General features: G+C 72.3%; 20 protein-coding genes and 1 pseudogene. 8 read left to right on the top strand and 13 right to left on the bottom strand.

The features are described 5' to 3' along the window. From TR48_RS19860 to TR48_RS19835, 6 genes and pseudogenes are all read right to left on the bottom strand, one after another. On the bottom strand, positions 1-315 hold a 315-nt coding region (locus TR48_RS19860; RefSeq protein ID WP_042369207.1), incomplete at its 3' end, for a biotin/lipoyl-containing protein. 55 nt (positions 316-370) lie between these two features. Beyond that, positions 371-1,759, bottom strand: a complete 1,389-nt coding sequence (lpdA, locus tag TR48_RS19855; protein WP_042369205.1) for a dihydrolipoyl dehydrogenase — start codon at positions 1,757-1,759, stop codon at positions 371-373. A gap of 340 nt (positions 1,760-2,099) precedes the next feature. Continuing rightward, complete coding sequence (locus TR48_RS19850; RefSeq protein WP_042369202.1) at positions 2,100-3,608, bottom strand: leucyl aminopeptidase; 1,509 nt, start codon at positions 3,606-3,608, stop codon at positions 2,100-2,102. 187 nt (positions 3,609-3,795) lie between these two features. Next, complete coding sequence (locus tag TR48_RS19845) at positions 3,796-4,608, bottom strand: adenosylcobinamide-GDP ribazoletransferase (protein ID WP_042369194.1); 813 nt, start codon at positions 4,606-4,608, stop codon at positions 3,796-3,798. Next, positions 4,609-5,697: a nicotinate-nucleotide--dimethylbenzimidazole phosphoribosyltransferase gene (gene cobT / locus TR48_RS19840; RefSeq protein WP_042369192.1), complete on the bottom strand. Its 1,089-nt coding sequence runs from the start codon at positions 5,695-5,697 to the stop codon at positions 4,609-4,611. It abuts the gene before it with no gap. A 16-nt stretch (positions 5,698-5,713) separates the two neighbouring features. Continuing rightward, positions 5,714-6,256 (bottom strand): annotated as a pseudogene (locus tag TR48_RS19835) (bifunctional adenosylcobinamide kinase/adenosylcobinamide-phosphate guanylyltransferase); the annotation flags it as partial. A 109-nt stretch (positions 6,257-6,365) separates the two neighbouring features. Between TR48_RS19835 and TR48_RS19830 the strand changes: the two are divergent. Next, positions 6,366-6,566: a hypothetical protein gene (locus TR48_RS19830; protein WP_042369190.1), complete on the top strand. Its 201-nt coding sequence runs from the start codon at positions 6,366-6,368 to the stop codon at positions 6,564-6,566. A 51-nt stretch (positions 6,567-6,617) separates the two neighbouring features. Here the strand turns inward: TR48_RS19830 and TR48_RS19825 are convergent, their stop codons facing one another. The 3 genes from TR48_RS19825 to TR48_RS19815 all read right to left on the bottom strand — a co-directional run bounded on the left by TR48_RS19825 (position 6,618) and on the right by TR48_RS19815 (position 9,247). Continuing rightward, positions 6,618-7,625 carry an aldo/keto reductase family protein gene (locus TR48_RS19825; protein WP_042369189.1) on the bottom strand — a complete coding sequence of 336 codons (1,008 nt, stop codon included), beginning with the start codon at positions 7,623-7,625 and terminating at the stop codon, positions 6,618-6,620. A 36-nt stretch (positions 7,626-7,661) separates the two neighbouring features. Then, a complete protein-coding gene (locus TR48_RS19820; protein WP_174501723.1) occupies positions 7,662-8,549 on the bottom strand; it encodes a class I SAM-dependent methyltransferase in 888 nt (295 codons plus the stop codon). 83 nt (positions 8,550-8,632) lie between these two features. Beyond that, a complete protein-coding gene (locus TR48_RS19815) occupies positions 8,633-9,247 on the bottom strand; it encodes a DUF3043 domain-containing protein (protein WP_042369188.1) in 615 nt (204 codons plus the stop codon). Positions 9,248-9,499: 252 nt separating this feature from the next. On the opposite strand from TR48_RS19815, the gene TR48_RS19810 reads away from it, so the two are divergent. After that, positions 9,500-10,318: a PspA/IM30 family protein gene (locus TR48_RS19810; RefSeq protein ID WP_236652231.1), complete on the top strand. Its 819-nt coding sequence runs from the start codon at positions 9,500-9,502 to the stop codon at positions 10,316-10,318. An 11-nt stretch (positions 10,319-10,329) separates the two neighbouring features. After that, a complete protein-coding gene (pspAA, locus tag TR48_RS19805) occupies positions 10,330-10,608 on the top strand; it encodes a PspA-associated protein PspAA (protein WP_042369178.1) in 279 nt (92 codons plus the stop codon). Positions 10,609-10,711: 103 nt separating this feature from the next. Here pspAA and nadA read toward each other — a convergent pair whose 3' ends face one another. Continuing rightward, positions 10,712-11,905, bottom strand: a complete 1,194-nt coding sequence (nadA, locus tag TR48_RS19800; protein ID WP_042369176.1) for a quinolinate synthase NadA — start codon at positions 11,903-11,905, stop codon at positions 10,712-10,714. Positions 11,906-12,124: 219 nt separating this feature from the next. Between nadA and TR48_RS19795 the strand changes: the two genes are divergently transcribed. The 3 genes from TR48_RS19795 (at position 12,125) to TR48_RS19785 (ending at position 15,312) form a co-directional block, all read left to right on the top strand. Next, positions 12,125-13,297, top strand: a complete 1,173-nt coding sequence (locus tag TR48_RS19795; protein ID WP_042369174.1) for a low temperature requirement protein A — start codon at positions 12,125-12,127, stop codon at positions 13,295-13,297. 37 nt (positions 13,298-13,334) lie between these two features. Continuing rightward, positions 13,335-13,778: an Lrp/AsnC family transcriptional regulator gene (locus TR48_RS19790; RefSeq protein WP_042369172.1), complete on the top strand. Its 444-nt coding sequence runs from the start codon at positions 13,335-13,337 to the stop codon at positions 13,776-13,778. Positions 13,779-13,938: 160 nt separating this feature from the next. Beyond that, positions 13,939-15,312 (top strand): pyridoxal phosphate-dependent decarboxylase family protein, encoded by a 1,374-nt coding sequence (locus TR48_RS19785; protein ID WP_236652230.1) that lies wholly within the window; start codon positions 13,939-13,941, stop codon positions 15,310-15,312. Positions 15,313-15,361: 49 nt separating this feature from the next. Here TR48_RS19785 and TR48_RS19780 read toward each other — a convergent pair whose 3' ends face one another. Further along, entirely contained in the window at positions 15,362-16,210 is an 849-nt protein-coding gene (locus TR48_RS19780; protein WP_042369171.1) for a GNAT family N-acetyltransferase, read from the bottom strand. A 205-nt stretch (positions 16,211-16,415) separates the two neighbouring features. Here TR48_RS19780 and erpA point away from each other — a divergent pair, with 205 nt between their 5' ends. Beyond that, entirely contained in the window at positions 16,416-16,769 is a 354-nt protein-coding gene (erpA, locus tag TR48_RS19775) for an iron-sulfur cluster insertion protein ErpA (RefSeq protein WP_042369169.1), read from the top strand. Between the two features lie 72 nt (positions 16,770-16,841). On the opposite strand, the gene TR48_RS19770 is transcribed toward erpA, so the two are convergent. Next, positions 16,842-17,393 carry a hypothetical protein gene (locus TR48_RS19770; protein ID WP_042369166.1) on the bottom strand — a complete coding sequence of 184 codons (552 nt, stop codon included), beginning with the start codon at positions 17,391-17,393 and terminating at the stop codon, positions 16,842-16,844. A 79-nt stretch (positions 17,394-17,472) separates the two neighbouring features. Continuing rightward, positions 17,473-17,688 carry a hypothetical protein gene (locus tag TR48_RS19765; RefSeq protein WP_042369164.1) on the bottom strand — a complete coding sequence of 72 codons (216 nt, stop codon included), beginning with the start codon at positions 17,686-17,688 and terminating at the stop codon, positions 17,473-17,475. 187 nt (positions 17,689-17,875) lie between these two features. Here TR48_RS19765 and TR48_RS19760 point away from each other — a divergent pair, with 187 nt between their 5' ends. Then, positions 17,876-18,850 (top strand): carbohydrate kinase family protein, encoded by a 975-nt coding sequence (locus TR48_RS19760; protein WP_042369230.1) that lies wholly within the window; start codon positions 17,876-17,878, stop codon positions 18,848-18,850. Positions 18,851-19,006: the final 156 nt, after the last annotated feature.

Here is a 19,006-nt window from a genome sequence, read left to right as displayed (position 1 = left end):
GGTCTCGACCGGCGCGGGGGCGGCGGGAGCCGGAGCGGCGGCAGCGGCCGGGGCCGGGGCGGCGACCGGAGCGCCGGAGCCGTCGTCGATGATGGCCAGCTCGGCGCCGACCTCGACGGTCTCGTCCTCGGCGACCTTGATGGAGGCCAGGATGCCGGAGGCGGGGGCCGGGATCTCGGTGTCGACCTTGTCGGTGGAGACCTCGAGCAGCGGCTCGTCGGCCTCGACGCGCTCGCCCTCGGCCTTCAGCCAACGGGTGACGGTGCCCTCGGTCACGCTCTCGCCGAGTGCGGGCAGTGTTACTGAGACCGCCATGGTTTCAGTTGCTCCTTGTGGTGCGTTGCGGATGGTTGGCGTGCGACGAGGGTTGTCAGTCGTGATTGTGCAGCGGCTTGCCCGCCAGCGCGAGGTGCGCCTCGCCGAGGGCCTCGTTCTGAGTGGGGTGCGCGTGGATCAGCTGCGCCACCTCGGCGGGCAGGGCCTCCCAGTTGTAGATCAGCTGGGCCTCGCCGACCTGCTCGCCCATGCGCTCGCCGACCATGTGCACGCCGACGACCGCTCCGTCCTTGACCTGGACCAGCTTGATCTCGCCCGCGGTCTTCAGGATCTTGCTCTTGCCGTTGCCGGCCAGGTTGAACTTTGCGGTGACGACCTTGTCGTCGCCGTAGAGCTCCTTGGCCTTGGCCTCGGTGATGCCGACGGAGGCGACCTCGGGGTTGCAGTAGGTCACGCGCGGCACGCCGTCGTAGTCGATCGGGACGACCTTGAGACCGGCGATGCGCTCGGCCACCAGGATGCCCTCGGCGAAGCCGACGTGGGCCAGCTGCAGCGTCGGGATCAGGTCGCCGACGGCGGAGATGGTGGGCACGTTGGTCTGGCAGTACTCGTCGACCAGGACGTAGCCGCGGTCCATGGCGACCCCGGCCTCCTCGTAGCCGAGGTTCTGCGAGACCGGGCCGCGGCCGACGGCGACGAGCATCAGGTCGGCCTCGACCTGCTTGCCGTTCTCCAGGGAGGCGCGGACACCGGTCGCGGTGTACTCGACGCCGGAGAAGCGGGCGCCCAGCTCGAACTTGATGCCGCGCTTGCGGAAGGCGCGCTCCAGCAGCTTGGAGGAGTTCTCGTCCTCGAGCGGGGCCAGGTGCGGCAGTGCCTCGATGATGGTGACCTCGGCGCCGAACGACTTCCAGACGGATGCGAACTCGACGCCGATGACGCCGCCGCCGAGCACGATCGCGGACTTCGGCACGCGGTCGAGGGTCAGCGCGTGGTCGGAGGAGATGATCCGGTCGCCGTCGATGGCCAGGCCCGGCAGGGACTTCGGCACGGAGCCGGTGGCCAGCACGATGTGGCGGCCCGTGTAGCGCTGGCCGTTCACGTCGACGGAGGTCGCGGAGGACAGGCGGCCCTCGCCCTCGACATACGTGATCTTGCGGCTGGCGACCAGGCCCTGCAGGCCCTTGTACAGGCCGGAGACGACGCCGTCCTTGTACGCGTGGACCGCGTTGATGTCGATGCCCTCGAAGACGGCCTTGACGCCGAAGCCCGCGGCCTCGCGGGTCTGGTCGGCGACCTCGCCGGCGTGCAGCAGCGCCTTGGTCGGGATGCAGCCCTGGTGCAGGCAGGTGCCGCCGAGCTTGTTCTTCTCGATCAGCGCGACCTGCAGACCCAGCTGGGCCGCCCGCAGCGCCGCGGCGTAACCGCCGCTTCCGCCTCCGAGAATGACTACGTCGAAAACGGTGCTGGCGTCGTTCGCCACGTCACGTCCTCCATGCAAAGGGTGCGGATGCTCCCGGTCGATCGCCGGCCGGGTGTGGTGCTCCCTTGTGGGGAGACCCGTCGTGCCGGAGATACATCCTCGCACTTGTCGTGCGGTGATGAGGGACCGGGCCAGGGTGTGGACCGGCTCCCCCCGTGGGGCCGGGGTGGGTGCCTCGCGAGGAATTGTCTGTTTCCGCAGGTCGAGAGGCAAATTCCGGTGCGGGGAAGGGAGCCAGGTCAGAAGGGTTTCCGGCGGAACGTCGAAGGACCCCCGCCTCTGTTCGCCCAGGGCGAACGAAGGCGGGGGCCCCGATCAAGGGTTACCCCTCAGTAGATCATTACAGCTTGCCGTCGGCGGCGTGCTCGGCGAGGGCGACCAGGGTGCGCACGGCCGTCGCGGTGCCGCCCTTGGGGGTGTAGCCGAACGGCGCGCCCTCGTTGAAGGCCGGGCCGGCGATGTCCAGGTGCGCCCAGGTGATGCCGTCGGCGACGAACTCCTTGAGGAACAGGCCGGCGACCAGGCCGCCGCCCATGCGCTCGCCCATGTTGGAGATGTCGGCGACGGTGGAGTCCATCGGCTTGCGCAGGTGCGCGGGCATCGGCATGGCCCAGGCGGGCTCGCCCACGGACTCGGCCAGCTCGGTCACCGTGCTGCGGAAGGCGTCGTCGTTGGCCATGACGCCGAAGGTGCGGCTGCCCAGCGCCATCACCATGGCGCCGGTCAGGGTGGCGACGTCGACGATGTAGTCCGGCTTCTCCTCGCCCGCGCGGACGATGGCGTCGGCCAGCACCAGGCGGCCCTCGGCGTCGGTGTTGAGGACCTCGACGGTCTTGCCGCCGTACATGCGCAGCACGTCGCCGGGGCGGGTCGCCGCACCGGAGGGCATGTTCTCCGCCAGCGCCAGCCAGCCGGTGACGTTGACCTGGAGGCCCAGCTTGGCGGCGGCGAGCACGGAGGCGAAGACGGCGCCGGCGCCGGCCATGTCGCACTTCATGGTCTCGTTGTGGCCGGCCGGCTTGAGGGAGATGCCGCCCGAGTCGTAGGTGATGCCCTTGCCGATGAAGGCGAGCGAGGCCTTGGCCTTGGGGTGCGTGTAGGCGACCTTGACCAGGCGCGGCGAGCGGGCCGAGCCGCCGCCTACGCCGAGGATGCCGCCGTAGCCGCCCTTGGTCAGCGCCTTCTCGTCGAGCACCTCGACCTTGACGCCCAGCTCCTTGCCGGCCGTGGTGGCGATCTCGGCGAAGGACTTCGGGTAGAGGTCGTTCGGCGGCATGTTGACCAAGTCGCGGGTGCGGTTCATCTCCTCGGCGAGGATCGTGCCGCGCTCGACGGCGGCCTTGGCCGCCTTGTCGCCACGCTTGGTGCCGGTGATCGCGACCTCGGCCAGCGGGGTCTTCGCGTCGGCCTTCCCGTTGTCGCTGCGGCAGGCGGTGAAGGTGTAGGCGCCCAGCAGCGCGCCGAGGGTGAGGGCCTCGACGGAGGCGGCGTCGGCGGCGGGCAGGGCGAAGCCGGCCTTCTTGGTGCCGTGCAGGGTGCGCGCGGCCACGCCCGCGGCGGTGCGCAGCGCCTCGGCCGAGTAGCCGTCCTCGGCCGCGTCGCCCAGGCCCACGGCCAGCACCAGCGGGCTCTTCAGGCTCGCGGGGGCGGGCACCTTCACGGCCTCGCCCTCGGCGCCGGTGGCGCCGACGGTGGTGAGCACCTCGGCGAGGCGGCCCTCGAACGCCTCGTCGACCGCCTCGGCTCCGGGGGCGAGGACAAGGCCCTTGGGGCCCTTGGCCACGGCCACGACGACGGCGTCCGCGCGCAGCGCGGTGGCCGTGGAGGTGCTCAAAGACACTGCAGTCACGGAATGCGTCCTGTTCTGTCGAAAAGTAAGCGATGCGAGAGTCGGGGTGCTCGTGTCTGTCCGGGTGCGGGCAGGCGTCGTCCCATGGCGCGGCCACGGCGGGTGAACAGACCGGCTCCTGGCATGGTAGTCCGCATATTGAGCCCCCGCGCCGTCTCGGCCGCCGAAATTTCGAGACAGCACCCCTCTACGGGGTGGCAGCTGCAAAAAGCGTCCAGAGAACCAGCGCCCCGGTGGCCGCGACCTCGACCATCGCACCCAGGACATCTCCGGTGATTCCACCGAAACGGCGCAGGCAGTGCGTCAGCAGCAGGGCGGCCAGCCCGAGCGCGCCGACCACGGAGACGACCGTGCCGAGCGCCAGCGGCAGCTGGTTCTGCGCGTAGCGGGCGGTGGCCCAGCCCGCCAGGGCGAGGCCCACGGCGACCACCAGGGTGACGACGGCCCCGCGCAGCCGCGGCACGGTGCCGGCGACCATCGCGCCGAGCCCGTCCTCGCGGGCCGAGGGGACGCCGACGGCGCAGCCCCGCAGCAGCGCGATGCGTGAGGTCACGGCCGCCAGGCCCAGCGCGAACGCGCCCTTGGGCAGGCCCAGGTCGAAGCACCGGGCGACGGCCGCCACCTGCGCCAGCAGGGTGAGCACCAGCACCAGCACCCCGAACGGGCCGATGTCCGAGGCCTTCATGATCTTCAGAGCCGCGTCCGGGGGACGGTTGCTGCCGAGCCCGTCGGCGACGTCCGCCAAGCCGTCCAGGTGCAGTCCCCGGGTGAGCGCCGCCAGCGCGGCGACCCCGGCCACGGCCGCCAGCAGCGAACCGGTGTGGGCCCAGGCCAGCAGCGTCGCGAAGCCGGCCGCGAGGCCGCCGAGCACGAGGCCGACCACGGGGGCCACGGATATCGCCCGTCCGGCCGTCGGCCGGTCCCAGCGGTTCACCCGAACGGGGAGGACGGACAGGGTGCCGAAGGCGAAGCGCAGTGGTTCGAGAAGCCGTACGAGCACTCAGTCCTCGGCAGGCTTCTCGTCCGACGGCTTCTCGACCGGCGGGGGCGCGGGCAGTGGCAGCTCGGCGAGCAGCGCGGCGGCGGCCTGGAGCAGTGGCAGCGACATGAGCGCGCCCGCGCCCGCGCCGACGGCCACGCGCTGGTCGAGAAGCGGCGTGATGCCCATCCGCTCGTACGCCTTGGCCTGGGCCGGCTCGCCGGTGACCTGCCCGGCGCGCCACCACTCCGGCGCCCGGAACGCGATCCGCTGGGCGACCAGCGCGCAGGCGGTTCCGACCACGCCGTCCAGCAGCACCGGCAGGCGGCGCATCGCGCACTGGAGCAGGAAGCCCGCCATCGCGGCGAAGTCCGCGCCGCCGACGGCGGCCAACAGGTCGATCTGGTCGGCCAGCACCGGGCGGGCCCGGCGCAGCGAGTCGCGGATGGCCGCGCACTTGACCATCCAGATCCGGTCGTCGATGCCGGAGCCGCGTCCGGTGACGACGGCCGCGTCGGTGCCGCACAGCACGCCGATCAGGACGGCGGCCACCGTGGTGGAGCCGACGCCGAGGTCGCCGAGGACGACGAGGTCGGTGCCGGAGTCGGCCTCCTCGTCGGCGAGCGCGACGCCCGCGGCGAAGGCCTGCTCGGCCTGCTCCCGGGTGAGCGCGTTCTCCACGTCGATCCGGCCCGAGCCGCGGCGGACCCGGCGCCGGCTCACCTCGGCCGGGAAGGCGTCCTCGGCCGCGTCGACGGCCATGTCCACCACGCGTACCTGCGCGCCGAACTGACGGGCCAGCACGTTGACGGGCGCGGTGCCGTCGAGGATGCTGCGCACCCGGCGCTCGGTGGAGCCGGGCGGCAGCATCGAGACGCCGAGCGAGGCGATGCCGTGGTCGGCGGCGAAGACCAGGACCTTGACCCGGGTGAGCGGCTTGGTCGGGACCTTGCCCTGGACCGCGGCCAGCCAGCCGGCCAGGTCCTGCAGCTCGCCCAGCGAGCCGCGCGGCAGGTCGAGCGCGGCGAAGCGCTCCTCCGCGGCGAGGCGGTACTCGTCGTCGGGCCGCGCCAGCCGCGCGGAGATCTCGTCGAGGTCGAAGGTCGTCACGGCGGGAACGTTACCGTCACCGATCCGACAAACGCAGCGCCCGGCCCGCGACCACCAGCCGGACGTCGTCGCAGACGTCGGCGACGGCCGCGTTGAGGCGGCCCAGCTCGTCGCGGAACCGGCGGCCCGAGACGGTGGCCGGCACCACGCCGCTGCCCACCTCGTTGCTGACCGCGACCACCCGGCGCGGGCTCGCGGCCAGCGCCCGGACCAGCTCGGCGGTCCGATCGCGCAACTCCCGTTCCCCGCCGCCGTACCAGCGCTCCTCCTCCCAGGCGCCGACCCGGTCCATGGCGTCGGTCAGCCACAGGGCCAGGCAGTCCACCAGCAGCGGGCCGCCCTTCTCGGCCAGCAGCGGCGGCAGTTCGCAGGTCTCCACGGTGCGCCAGCCCGCGGGGCGGCGTACCCGGTGCAGTTCGACGCGCTCGGCCCACTCGGCGTCGCCCTCGCGGCGTCCGGCGGTGGCGACGTAGGTCACGTCGGCGGCGTCGGCCAGCAGCCGCTCGGCCAGGGAGGACTTTCCGGACCGCGCGCCGCCGAGCAGCAGGGTGCGACGGGGACCGTGGCGGGGGACGAGACGGTCGAGGAGGCGCATCGGGCCATTGTGCCGGGTACTGTCACGTTGTTGAGAGGGCGCGGTCGGTCAGCGAGGGCGAGAGGAGCCCGGCATGGTGTGGACCTGGCGGTACGAGAAGCTCGACGGATCGGTGGTGCCGGCGCCGAACGGGGTCGAGGAGTTCCCCACCCAGGGCGACGCGGAGACGTGGATCGGCGAGACCTGGAAGGAGCTGCTCGCGGACGGCGTCGACCAGGTGGTGCTGCTGGAGGACGGCGAGAAGATCTACGGGCCGATGAGCCTGCACCAGTGACGAGAAGGGGTCCGGGGCGTTCGCCCCGGACCCTTCTTCTCTGCGTGCGCGTCAGTTCGGGCGCTGGCTGGGGGCGTTCTCCTCGGTCTTGGCCGGGTCGAACTCGGCGACCGGGGCGAGGATCTCGTCCATGGCCTTCAGCAGCCCGGCGTCCAGCTTCACGCCGGCCGCCTTGACGTTCTCCGCGACCTGCTGGGGACGGGAGGCGCCGATGATGGCCGCGGACACGTTGGGGTTCTGCAGCACCCAGGCGACAGAGAGCTGAGCGAGCGTCAGCCCGGCGTCGTCGGCGAGCGGCTTCAGCTGCTGCACGCGCGTGAGGACGTCGTCGCGCATCCAGCGGGAGATCATGTTGGCGCCGCCCTTGTCGTCGGTGGCGCGCGAGCCGGCCGGCGGCTGCTGGCCCGGCAGGTACTTGCCGGTCAGCACGCCCTGGGCGATGGGCGACCAGACGATCTGGCCGATGCCCAGCTCCTCGCAGGTCGGCACGACCTCGGCCTCGATGACCCGCCACAGGGCGGAGTACTGCGGCTGGGAGGAGACCAGCGGGACGCGCAGCTCCTGGGCGTAGGCGTGCGCGGCGCGGATCTGGTCGGCGGTCCACTCGGAGACGCCGATGTAGTGGGCCTTGCCCGCGTGCACGATGTCCGCGAAGGCGACCATGGTCTCCTCGAGCGGCGTGGCGTGGTCGTAGCGGTGCGCCTGGTAGAGGTCGACGTAGTCGGTCTGCAGCCGCTTCAGGGAGCCGTTGATCGACTCCATGATGTGCTTGCGGCTGAGGCCGGTGTCGTTCTTTCCGGGGCCGGTGGGCCAGTAGACCTTGGTGAAGATCTCCAGGCCCTCGCGGCGCTGGCCGGACAGAGCCCGGCCGAGGACGGACTCCGCGCGGGTGGCGGCGTAGACGTCGGCGGTGTCGAAGGTGGTGATCCCGGCGTCGAGTGCGGCGTGGACGCAGGCGATGGCCGCGTCCTCCTCGACCTGGGACCCATGGGTGAGCCAGTTGCCGTAGGCGATCTCGGAAATGACGAGGCCGCTGCGGCCCAGGTGACGGAACTCCATGGGGCCGAGCCTAGTCGCAGGCCGCGTCCGCTCGCCTCACGGACGGGCGCCGACCAGATGGACCAGTGCCGCGACCTGCCGGTACGGGTCGGTGCGGGCGGCGGCGTCCTCGGCCTCCAGCAGGGCCGAGAGCTCCGGCTCGGCCGGCAGCGGGGCCTCGTCGGCGGCCAGGTCGGTGAAGACCCGCACCCCGTACCAGGCGCGGACCGGCACGTCGAGCTCGGCGAGCGTGCGGACGAGCGTCTCGCGGCGGTCGGCGCGGGCGGGCAGGCCCGGACGGTCGGTGGAGTCCCGCCGGTACGTGGAGCCGGGCTGGTCGGCGGGGCCGTTCCCGCGCAGCGCGGCCACCGCGCCCGCCCAGTCGCCGGCCAGGCCGGGCCGCATGGCGAGCCCGTCTCCGTTGCGGACCAGCACGGACAGCAGGCCGCCGGGGGCCAGTATCCGGGCCAGCGCCGCCAGCAGCGGGCCGGGCTCGGGCAGGTACATCAGCACGCCGTGGCAGAGCACCAGGTCGAACGCGGCGGGGCCGAACCAGCGGCCGCAGTCCTCGCCGCAGCCCTGCAGTAACTGCACCCGGGCCTGCACCTCGGGCGCCTCCAGGGCGAGGGCCTGGCGGGCGGCGGTCAGCGTGGCCGGCTCGGGGTCGAGGCCGGTGACCTGATGGCCGCCGCGGGCCAGCCGCAGGGCGTGGGTGGCCTGGCCGCAGCCGACGTCGAGGACGCGCAGCGGGGCCAGCACGCCGAACCGCTGGGCGATCTGCTCGTCGAGCTGCCGGGAGACGAGCTCCTGGCGCACCACGTCGCGCAGCCCGCCGAGCTTGGGCGGCCAGGCCTGCGCGCGGGGCGTGAACCCGGCCGGGGCGGCGGGCGGAGACGGGGGCCACGCCGCGGGCGGCTGGACCACGCGTTGCGCGGGCAGCACCATCGTGGACTCGTCCGCCCCCGGGCAGGGGCCCAGGGGCGAGTACGAGTAACCGGGATAGCCCCCCCAGGGACCCGGGTGGCTGGTCAGGGCCGCTGCCCCCGCTTGACGGCGGGCTTGGGCAGACGCATCTTCCGGATGTTGGAGGAGCGCAGCAGACCGTAGGCGACGGCGCCCTTGGTGTTCTGGTTCGGGAAGCGCCGCGCGAGCTCCTTGCGCAGACCGCGCGCGAAGAAGAAGGTGGCGACGATGATCAGCAGGATCACCGCGTAGAGGGAGAGCGTGGCGACCACCACGATCGAGGCGCTGCGCAGCAGCGTCGCGATCAGGAAGATCAGGATGACCACCGGCATCGCGAACTCGAGCGCCGTCCAGCGCGAGTCGACGTAGTCACGCACGAACGTGCGGACCGGTCCGGCGTCACGCGGCGGCAGGTCGCGCGGGTCGCCCTCGCCGCGCATGGCCGCCATCTGGCGGGCGCGGTCGTCGCGGCCGGTCTCGCGGGCCTTCTTCGCGGCGGCCTTGCGGTCCGGCGGGACGTAGGCGCGACCGCGCTGGTTGGTGGTGGAGGCGTTGCGCTTCGGCGTCGGGCGGCCCTTGGGGGCCTCCGCCGTGGGCACGGCCTTCTTCGCGTCGGCGGCCTCGTCCTCGACGAGGGTGGCGGCGTCGGCGGGGGCATCCTGGGAGCTACGTCGGAACACACAGCAAGAGTACGTGGTCAGCCGGTGTATTCCCCAGCCCCCCGGGTAGTGGGCTTCGTCAGGGATCCTTCTCCGTCGCGCGGCGTAGATCGACCAGGGCTCGATCAGTCCCACGGATGAGGCAGTCATGCTCTTTGCTGTAGCAGTCTTGTTGCAGCGCGGATCGCTGCGGCGAGGGCCGCGCGACCCGTAGGCTTGGGTAGCGAGAAGACGGCGAAACCGGCAGGTCGGAGAAGGGGGCGCGCGAAGCCCATGAGCGACGGAATTATGAAGCGGATGGGGATGATCTTCCGCGCCAAGGCCAACAAGGCCTTGGATCGCGCGGAGGATCCGCGCGAGACGCTGGATTACTCGTACCAGAAGCAGCTGGAGCTGCTGCAGAAGGTGCGTCGTGGCGTCGCGGACGTGGCGACCAGCCGCAAGCGACTCGAGCTGCAGCTCACGCAGCTCCAGCAGCAGTCCTCGAAGCTGGAGGAGCAGGGTCGCAAGGCGCTGTCCCTCGGCCGTGAGGACCTGGCCCGCGAGGCGCTGACGCGCCGCGCCGGCGTGCAGCAGCAGGTGCAGGACCTCGAGGTCCAGTACCAGCAGCTGCAGGGCGAGGAGGAGAAGCTCACGCTCGCCTCGCAGCGGCTGCAGGCCAAGGTGGACGCCTTCCGTACCAAGAAGGAGACCATCAAGGCCCAGTACAGCGCCGCCCAGGCGCAGACCCAGATCGCGGAGTCCTTCTCCGGGATCTCGGAGGAGATGGGCGACGTCGGCCTGGCCATCCAGCGGGCCGAGGACAAGACGGCGCAGCTGCAGGCCCGTGCGGGCGCGATCGACGAGCTGCTGGCCAGCGGCGCGCTCGACGACCCGTCCGGCATGCGCAAGGACGACATCTCGGCCGAGCTGGACCGCATGTCCGCCGGCTCGGACGTCGAGCTGGAGCTGGCCAGGATGAAGGCCGAGCTGGGCGGCGGCAGCGCGCCGACCCCGGCGATCGAGCAGGGCCAGCCGCAGGCGGCCCCGCAGCCCGCTCCGCAGCAGAACCCCTACCAGGCGCCGCAGGACCAGCGCCCGCACGAGGGCTGAGGGGGAGCGGCGTGATCGTCAGGATCCTTTCGGAGGGGCAGTTCGAGGTGCCCGACACCCTGGTCGAGCACCTCAACGAGCTGGACAACGCGGTGCTGGCCGCGCTGGACAACGGCGACGAGCGGGAGTTCCACGTCAGTCTGGCCGCGCTGCTCGGCGCGGTCCGGGAGGGCGGCACGCCGGTGGCGGCCGACTACCTCGGCGTCTCGGACGCGACGCTTCCCTACGCGGACGCGACGCTGGAGGAGACCCGGGCCCTGCTGAAGTCGGACGGCTTGATCCCCGGATAAGTTGCAGAACATGAGGGGCGCGAGGAACTGCGCGACCAGCCACCGCTCTACGTGAGCGGATGGTCGGCCGCGCAGCTCCTCGCGCCCCTGGGTGTTGCAACTGCTACGGCAGCGCGAGCATCTGGTCGAGCGCCGCCTTGGCGAACTTCTCCGTCTCCGGGTCCACCGTGATGACGTTCGGCACGCGGCCGTCCGCCAGCGACTCCAGGGCCCAGACCAGGTGCGGCAGGTCGATGCGGTTCATCGTGCTGCAGAAGCACACCGTGCGGTCCAGGAAGACGATCTCCTTGTCCGGGTGCGCCTTCGCCAGGCGGCGGACCAGGTTGAGCTCGGTGCCGATGGCCCACTTGGAGCCCGGCTCGGCCGCGTCCAGGGCCTTGATGATGTACTCCGTGGAGCCGACCATGTCGGCGGCCTCGACGACCTCGTGCTTGCATTCGGGGTGCACCAGCACGGTGACGCCCGGGACGCGATCGCGGACCTCGTTCACCGAGTCGAGGCTGAAGCGGCCGTGGACGGAGCAGTGGCCGCGCCACAGGATCATCTTCGCCGCGCGCAGCTCCTCGGCGGTGAGGCCGCCGTTCGGCTTGTGCGGGTTGTAGACGACGCAGTCGTCCAGCGAGAAGCCCATCTCCTTGACCGCGGTGTTGCGGCCCAGGTGCTGGTCGGGCAGGAAGAGGACCTTCTCGCCCTTCTCGAAGGCCCACTCCAGGGCGCGCTTGGCGTTGGAGGAGGTGCAGATGGTGCCGCCGTGCCGACCGGTGAAGGCCTTGATGTCGGCGGAGGAGTTCATGTAGGCGACCGGCACGACGCTGTCGGCGACGCCCGCGTCGACCAGCTGGTCCCAGCACTCGGCGACCTGCTCGGCGGTGGCCATGTCGGCCATCGAGCAGCCGGCGGCCAGGTCCGGCAGGACGACCTGCTGGCGGTCCGAGGTGAGGATGTCCGCCGACTCGGCCATGAAGTGCACGCCGCAGAAGACGATGTACTCGGCCTCGGGGCGGGCGGCCGCGTCGCGGGCCAGCTTGAAGGAGTCGCCGGTCACGTCGGCGAACTGGATGACCTCGTCGCGCTGGTAGTGGTGGCCCAGGATGAAGACCTTGTCGCCCAGCCTGGCCTTGGCCGCGGCGGCTCGCGCGACCAGGTCCGGGTCGGAGGCGGCGGGGAGGTCGCCGGGACAGTCGACGCCGCGCTCGCTCGCGGTGTCGGCCTCGCGGCCGAGCAGCAGCAGGGCCAGCGGCGTGGCGCCCGGCTCGGCGAAGGTGGCGCCCTGCGCGGGCGCGGAGGTGGTGGTCACGGGCGGGTGCCCTCCTGCTCGGCGGCGGTGAGGGACCGACGCCTTATCGTCTACCTGACGCTATCTATGATAGCCCGCTCTGATCACAGTTTCGACGGCCGCCGCGGCAATGTGACGTACCCCGCTATGGCCATGGTGGCGCTACCCATGAGGGCCGGGGAGCTGGCCTATCGTCTGGCACAGATCGTGCGGCGGGGCAGAAGGAGAGGGTACGGGGCGATGAGCGAGCACGCGATCACCGGGTCCGGCACCGGGAGGCGGATGCGGCCGCGGGGTCGCGGCGAGACGCACCGGGCCGCCACGCCGCTGGAGCTCTTCTTCGACCTGTGCTTCGTCGTCGCGGTCGCCCAGGCGGGCTCCCAGCTCGCCCACGACCTGACCGGGGCGCACCTGCGACACGGGATCCTCGGCTACCTGTTCGTCTTCTTCGGCATCTGGTGGGCCTGGATGAACTTCACCTGGTTCGCGTCCGCCTACGACACCGACGACGTGCCCTACCGGATCTGCACCTTCGTGCAGATCGTCGGGGCGCTGATCCTGGCCGCCGGGGTGCCGCGCGCCTTCGCCGACGCGGACTTCGCGGTCACGGTGACCGGCTACGTGGTGATGCGCGTCGCCCTGATCGCGCAGTGGCTGCGTGCCGCGGCGGCCAACAGCGGGGCGCACCGGACGGTCGCGCTGCGCTACGCCGCCGGGGTGGCTCTCGCCCAGGCCTACTGGGTCCTGTGGCTGCTCTACGTGCCGACGACCCACAAGTACTGGGCGGCGCTGATCGCGGTGGTCATCGAGCTGGGGGTGCCGGTGCTGGCCGAACGGGGCGGCCAGACCGCCTGGCATCCGGGGCACATCGCCGAGCGCTACGGCTGCTTCACCCTGATCGTGCTGGGGGAGTCGGTCTCGGCGGCCACGATCGCGGTCCAGTCGTCCGTCGACGAGCACCAGGCGCTGCGGGAGCTGCTGCCGATCGCCGCGGGCGGGCTGCTGATCTGCTTCTCCGCGTGGTGGATCTACTTCGCCCGGTCGGTCGAGGGGCATCTGAGCTCCAACCGGCAGGCCTTCAGCTGGGGGTACGGCCACTACGTGGTCTTCCTCTCCGCGGCCGCGATCGGCGCCGGGCTCGAGGCGGACGTGGAGCATGCGGTCGGCAAGACGCACATCTCCGCCCATGCCGCCACGCTCGGGGTGACCGTCCCGGCGGCGGTCTACCTGATCACCGTCTGGGCGCTGCACTCGCGGCACACCAAGCGCGGGATCGCGCTGTGGGTGCAGCCCGTGAGCGCGGTGGCGGTCCTCTTCTCGCCGACGGTCCTGGTGGCCGGGCTGGTCTGCGCGGCCTCGGTCGCGGCCGGGCTGTTGATCCACCGCGTGCAGGATCGGGGTGTGAAAAGCTGAACACGTGCCAGCACCGAGAACCCCGATCAGCGACACCGTGAGCAGAACCGTCGCCCTCGACGACATCGACCGCCGGATCCTGGAGCTGCTCGGACGGGACGGGCGCGCCTCCTACGCGGAGATCGGCCTGCTGGTGAACCTCTCCGCGACGGCGGTCAAGCGGCGGGTGGACCGGCTGCGCGAACGCGGCGTGGTGCGCGGCTTCACGGTGGTGCTGGACCCGAGCGTGCTGGACTGGACGACGGAGGCGTTCGTCGAGGTCTTCTGCCGCGAGCGCACCCCGCCGGAGGAGATCCTCTCCTCGCTGCGTCAGTTCCCCGAGGTCGTCGCCGCCTGGACGGTGACCGGAGACGCGGACGCGCTGGTGCACCTGCGGGCGGCGGACATGCGGCACCTGGAGGCGGTCATCGAGCGGATCCGGCGCGAGCCCGGCGTGCAGCGCAGCCGCAGCACGGTGGTGCTGAGTCGTTTGATCGGGTAGCCGTTCGGTCCGGTGAGCCCGCGTAGGTTGGGAATCCGTCACGGACGCGCCGGAGTGCGCAGGAATCCTGCGCGGACCGCAGGGTTCCGACAGGCGACGGGGGCGGTGCGGTGCCTAGTGTGGCAGTGCCCCCAACCCCCTGTGCACCGAAGGATCTCCCGTGCCCCACGCCGACCGCATGCACCGGTACGACGCCCGCATGGTCGACCTGGTCTTCGACTACATGCGGGAGCGCCTGCAGTACGACCCGGTCCCGCTGGACCACCCCGGCGACGGCGAGAAGCTGAACGCCGCGCTGGACGGCCTGCTCAGCGACCGCGGAAACGATCCTGCGGACGTGCTCAAGCTGTACGACCACGAGCTGTCGCGCGCGGTGATCTCCGCCGACAGTCCCCGGTACCTGTCGTTCATCCCCTGCGCGCCGACCAAGGCCGCGCTGCTGTTCGACATGGTGGTCTCCTGCGCCTCGCTCCAGGGCATCTCCTGGCTGGAGGCGGCCGGTGCCATCGCCGCCGAGAACCAGGTGCTGCGCCTGATCGCCGACCGGGCCGGCCTGCCCGCCACGGCCGGCGGCTGCTTCGTCTCCGGCGGCTCCGCGGGCAACCTCTCCGCGCTCGTCGTCGCCCGCGACGTGGCCCGGCAGCGGCTCGGCGTCGGCATCGGCGCCCGGCTGCGGATCGCGGTCAGCGACCAGACCCACTCCTCGGTCACCAACACCCTCAACATCATCGGCGTCGAGAAGTTCGTCGTGCCGACGAAGGACCACCGCCTCACGGGCGAGGCGCTGCGCGCCGCCATCGCCGCCGACGGGGACCCGGGCTCGATCATCGCCGTGGTCGGCACCGCGGGCACCACCAACGCCGGCATCGTCGACGACCTGGCCGGCATCGCCGAGGTCGCCCGCGAGCACGGCCTCTGGTTCCACGTCGACGGCGCCTACGGCGGCGCGGGTCTGTTCGCGCCCTCGGTGCGGGAGAAGTACAACGGCATCGAGCACGCCGACTCCTTCGTCGTGGACCCGCACAAGTGGCTCTTCGCGCCGTTCGACTGCGCCGCGCTGATCTACCGCGACCCGCGCCTGGCCAAGGCCGTGCACACCCAGGACGCCTCGTACCTGGACGTGCTGCACACCTCCGACCACGACCAGGAGTGGAACCCGACCGACTACGCGTACCACCTGACGCGGCGCGCCCGCGGCCTGCCGCTGTGGTTCTCGCTGGCGGTGCACGGCACCGACGCCTACACCGAGGCGATCGAGACCGGCATCGCGCTGGCCCGCGACACCGCCGCGCTGATCCGCGAGGAGTACCCCGACCTGGAGGTCGTCCGCGAGCCGGAGCTGTCCAGCGTGGTCTACCGGCGCAAGGGCTGGACCGCGAAGGACTACTACGCCTGGTCCGAGCGCCTGCTCGCGGACCAGACCGGCTTCGTCACCCCGACCGGCTGGGAGGGCGAGGTCGTGGCACGCTTCGCGTTCCTGCACCCGGGGACCACGATGGACATGGTCCGGGAGATCCTGGACACCATGGTCTGACGGCCCCCGAAGGATCACCGGCCCGGAAGGCTCACAGGGCCCGACAGGCTCACAGGTAGGCCCCCGACGGCAGGTAGTGCGTCGGGGGCCTCATGCCGCGCAGGGCCAGGTAGCCGCGGGTGGCGGCGCCGAGCCCGGCGGCCATGGCCACGTCCACGGCCCAGTCCTGCTCGGCCGTCACCGTCCGCACGTCCGCCGTCTCCTGGTCCGGTATCCGCGCCAGGGTCTCGGTCAGCAGCGCCGTGGCGACCCGGCGGGAGGTCGCGGCCAGCAGCACCACCCGGCCGCCCAGGCGGTAGCAGTAGCCCGAGCCGCCGAGGGTGTCGGCGAGCAGCAGCTCGTCGCTGGTGCGCAGCAGCGCGAGGTGGTCCTCGCCGTGCGCGGAGCCGCGGGTGCGGCGGTCGACGGAGTCGAGCAGGTCGAAGTGGGTCGCGTCGCCCAGATGTACCGGGACGCCGCCGGTGGCGGGCAGGCCGGTGCGGTCGACCCGCCCGGTCAGCGCCATCGTGGGGTGCAACCGGAAGCCTGCCGCGTGGCAGCGGCGCGCGGCGCGCGGGTCGTCCGCGGCGACGATCATGCCGCGCAGACAGCCGTGGGCGTAGGTGAGCGCGTGGTCCAGCAGCGTGCGCCCGAGGCCCTTGCCCTGCGCCTCGGGCCGGACCGCCAGCAGCGCCAGCCCCCACAGGCCCTCGCGCCGCAGCGACAGCGCGACCCCGAGGGCCTTCCCGTCCTCCTCGCCGAACCAGCAGCCGGGCTGGTCGGCGGCGGCCAGCCGTCTGGTCCGCACGTCGGCGCGGGCCGCCTCCCGGCCCGCGAGCTCCTTGTCGAAGGCGGCGGCGTCGATGGCCCGGACGGCGGCGGTGTCGGCGGCGGAGTCGTGGACGGGTCGCAGCAGCACGGACACGATCCTTCCAGGGCCGGTGCCACCGTGTCAGCGGCTCCCGGCCCGGCCCCGCGGATCCGCGGCCCGCCTGTGGCGTACGCAGCCGTGATGACCGGTGCCGAGTGTGCGAGCATGGACGGGATGGAGCCTCCCGGAATACCTCCGGGGCGTCGGCGGTTTCCGCCGGTGGAAGTACGTCGTCAATCCCGGGAGTAAGCAGATGACCGTCCAGGACGAGACCAGCGTCGAGAGCGGGATCATCCTCACCGACACCGCCGCGGCCAAGGTCAAGAGCCTGCTGGAGCAGGAGGGCCGCGACGACCTCGCGCTGCGCGTCGCGGTGCAGCCCGGCGGCTGCTCCGGCCTGCGCTACCAGCTCTTCTTCGACGAGCGTTCGCTCGACGGCGACGTCGTGGCCGACTTCGGCGGCGTCAGCGTGGTCACCGACCGCATGAGCGCCCCCTACCTGGCCGGCGCCACCGTGGACTTCGTGGACACGATCGAGAAGCAGGGCTTCACGATCGACAACCCGAACGCCACCGGCTCCTGCGCCTGCGGCGACTCGTTCAGCTGATCGAGCGCCCCGCCCTCACACGCGACCGCCCCGGCCCCACGGCCGGGGCGGTCGCGTTTCCGTGGCCCCCGCTCAGCCCGCGCCCATCGGCAGGCCCGCCTTCTGCGGCGCGACCGACAGGCCGGTGCTGGTGTCGACCACCTTGCGGTCGTCCAGGGGACGGCCGAGGTCGACGCTGGCGTGCTGCTGGGTCTCCACCAGCGGGCACATCTGCCCGGTCGGCGCGTGCTGGGTCACCACGACGGTGGCGCGCACCTCGCCCGACTGGGACTGGTCCGCGGTGACGCCGTGCTTGTCGCACACCCCGGCGAAGAAGTAGACGGTCAGCACCGTCCCCTGGACGTTGTAGCCGGAGATCGGGATGCCGTGGGCCGGCTTCGGGGGCGAGGGCTTGACGCCGGTGCCCGGCGCGCTGGGCGACGGGGAGGGGTTCTTGATCGGGCCGCCCGGGGTGATCCCGCCCGAGGGCGAGCTGCTCGCCCCGGACGGGGAACCGCTCACCACGCTCGCGGGCCCGGAGCTGGCGGTCGAGCTCGAGGCGCAGGCGGTCAGGCCTGCGGCGCCGGCCACCAGCACGGCCAGCGCGCCGAGAACGCGGGGGCGGGAGCGACGATGGGTGTGCACGGTGAGGCCTCCTGGTCTGTCCCTTGCGATGCGTGCATGGGACGCGGGAGGCCCGGAACCGGTTCCCCTGTTTTGTCGGCTACTCCGGCAGGCCGCCGAAGATACGCGCCTCACGGGCGCCGATCCGGAACGAGGGGTGCCGCAGCGGTTCGGAGCGCTCGGGCGGTTCGACGGCCAGCGGCGGCCAGAAACGGCCCAGTCTGCGCCCGCGCTCCACCAGACCCGCCAACGTGTCCGCGTCCGCGTCGCCGCGCAGGTACGCGGGAATCTGGACCGGGTTCCGCTCGGGCATCATCTCGGGGCCTCCTCACGCCGGGTCGCCGCTGCTCCGTGCACGCTGTGACCGGCGTCTCACGATCGACAGTAGGCCCCGCGGGGTCGCCCTTCCAGCCCTACGGGGCGGTAACGCGCACGTGTCCGACGGGTTCGGGGCCGGTACCGTAGAACGTCGTCTCGCCCCCGTCTTCGAGGAGCACGCCGTCGTGCGTATCGCTGTCACCGGCTCCATCGCCACCGACCACCTGATGACCTTCCCCGGCCGCTTCGCCGAGCAGTTCGTGGCCGACCAGCTCCACACGGTCTCGCTCTCCTTCCTCGTCGACACCCTGGACGTGCGGCGTGGCGGCGTCGCGCCGAACATCTGCTTCGGCATGGGCGTGCTGGGCCTGCGCCCGGTGCTGGTCGGCGCGGCCGGCGCGGACTTCTCCGAGTACCGCTCCTGGCTGGACCGGCACGGCGTCGACACCGCCTCGGTGCACATCTCGGAGACCCGCCACACCGCGCGCTTCGTCTGCACCACCGACCAGGACCACAACCAGATCGCCTCCTTCTACACCGGGGCGATGAGCGAGGCCCGCAACATCGAGCTGCGGCCGGTCGCGGACCGCGTCGGCGGCCTGGACCTGGTCCTGATCGGCGCCGACGACCCGGAGGCGATGGTCCGCCACACCGAGGAGTGCCGCACCCGCGGCTACGCCTTCGCGGCCGACCCCTCCCAGCAGCTGGCCCGCCTGGACGGCGAGTCGATCCGCACCCTGGTGGACGGCGCGGCCTACCTGTTCTCCAACGAGTACGAGAAGGCCCTGATCGAGTCGAAGACGGGCTGGTCCGAGGACGAGTTCCTGGACCGCGTCGGCGTCCGCGTCACCACGCTGGGCGCGAAGGGCGCTCGCATCGACCGCAAGGGCGAGCCGACGATCTACGTCTCCTGCCCGGCCGAGACGGCGAAGCTGGACCCGACGGGCGTCGGCGACGCGTTCCGTGCCGGCTTCATGGCGGGCCTGACCTGGGGCGTGTCGCTGGAGCGCGCGGCCCAGACGGGCGCGATGCTGGCGACTCTGGTCATCGAGACCGTCGGCACCCAGGAGTACCAGCTCCGCCACGGCCACTTCCTCGACCGCTTCGCCGCAGCCTACGGCGAGGACGCGGCGGCGGAGATCCGCGCCAAGATGGCGTAGCCGTCGTCATGTGGGGCGCGGGGCTCTGCCGATTGGCGGCTCCGCCGCGTGGGCGCGAGCAAGCCGCCCACGCAGGTGGACCCCCGACGCGCAGGGCCATCCGCACGCCGGTGGTGGTTGCTCGCCCAGTCCCCGCGCCCCTGAACCGTCACTCCA

The organism is Streptacidiphilus neutrinimicus, from assembly GCF_000787815.1.
GTDB lineage: Bacteria > Actinomycetota > Actinomycetes > Streptomycetales > Streptomycetaceae > Streptacidiphilus > Streptacidiphilus neutrinimicus.
The sequence above is the reverse complement of the archived record's forward strand: the minus strand, read 5'-3'. Positions and strand labels throughout refer to the sequence as shown.

What these genes read in the sequence shown, in the direction of transcription:
- TR48_RS19830 (WP_042369190.1), top strand. Translation starts at nt 6,366, where the DNA reads ATGGTGTGGACCTGGCGGTACGAGAAGCTCGACGGATCGGTGGTGCCG.
- TR48_RS19825 (WP_042369189.1), bottom strand. Translation starts at nt 7,625, where the DNA reads ATGGAGTTCCGTCACCTGGGCCGCAGCGGCCTCGTCATTTCCGAGATC.
- TR48_RS19820 (WP_174501723.1), bottom strand. Translation starts at nt 8,549, where the DNA reads ATGGTGCTGCCCGCGCAACGCGTGGTCCAGCCGCCCGCGGCGTGGCCC.
- TR48_RS19810 (WP_236652231.1), top strand. Translation starts at nt 9,500, where the DNA reads ATGAGCGACGGAATTATGAAGCGGATGGGGATGATCTTCCGCGCCAAG.
- TR48_RS19795 (WP_042369174.1), top strand. Translation starts at nt 12,125, where the DNA reads ATGAGCGAGCACGCGATCACCGGGTCCGGCACCGGGAGGCGGATGCGG.
- erpA (WP_042369169.1), top strand. Translation starts at nt 16,416, where the DNA reads ATGACCGTCCAGGACGAGACCAGCGTCGAGAGCGGGATCATCCTCACC.
- TR48_RS19765 (WP_042369164.1), bottom strand. Translation starts at nt 17,688, where the DNA reads ATGATGCCCGAGCGGAACCCGGTCCAGATTCCCGCGTACCTGCGCGGC.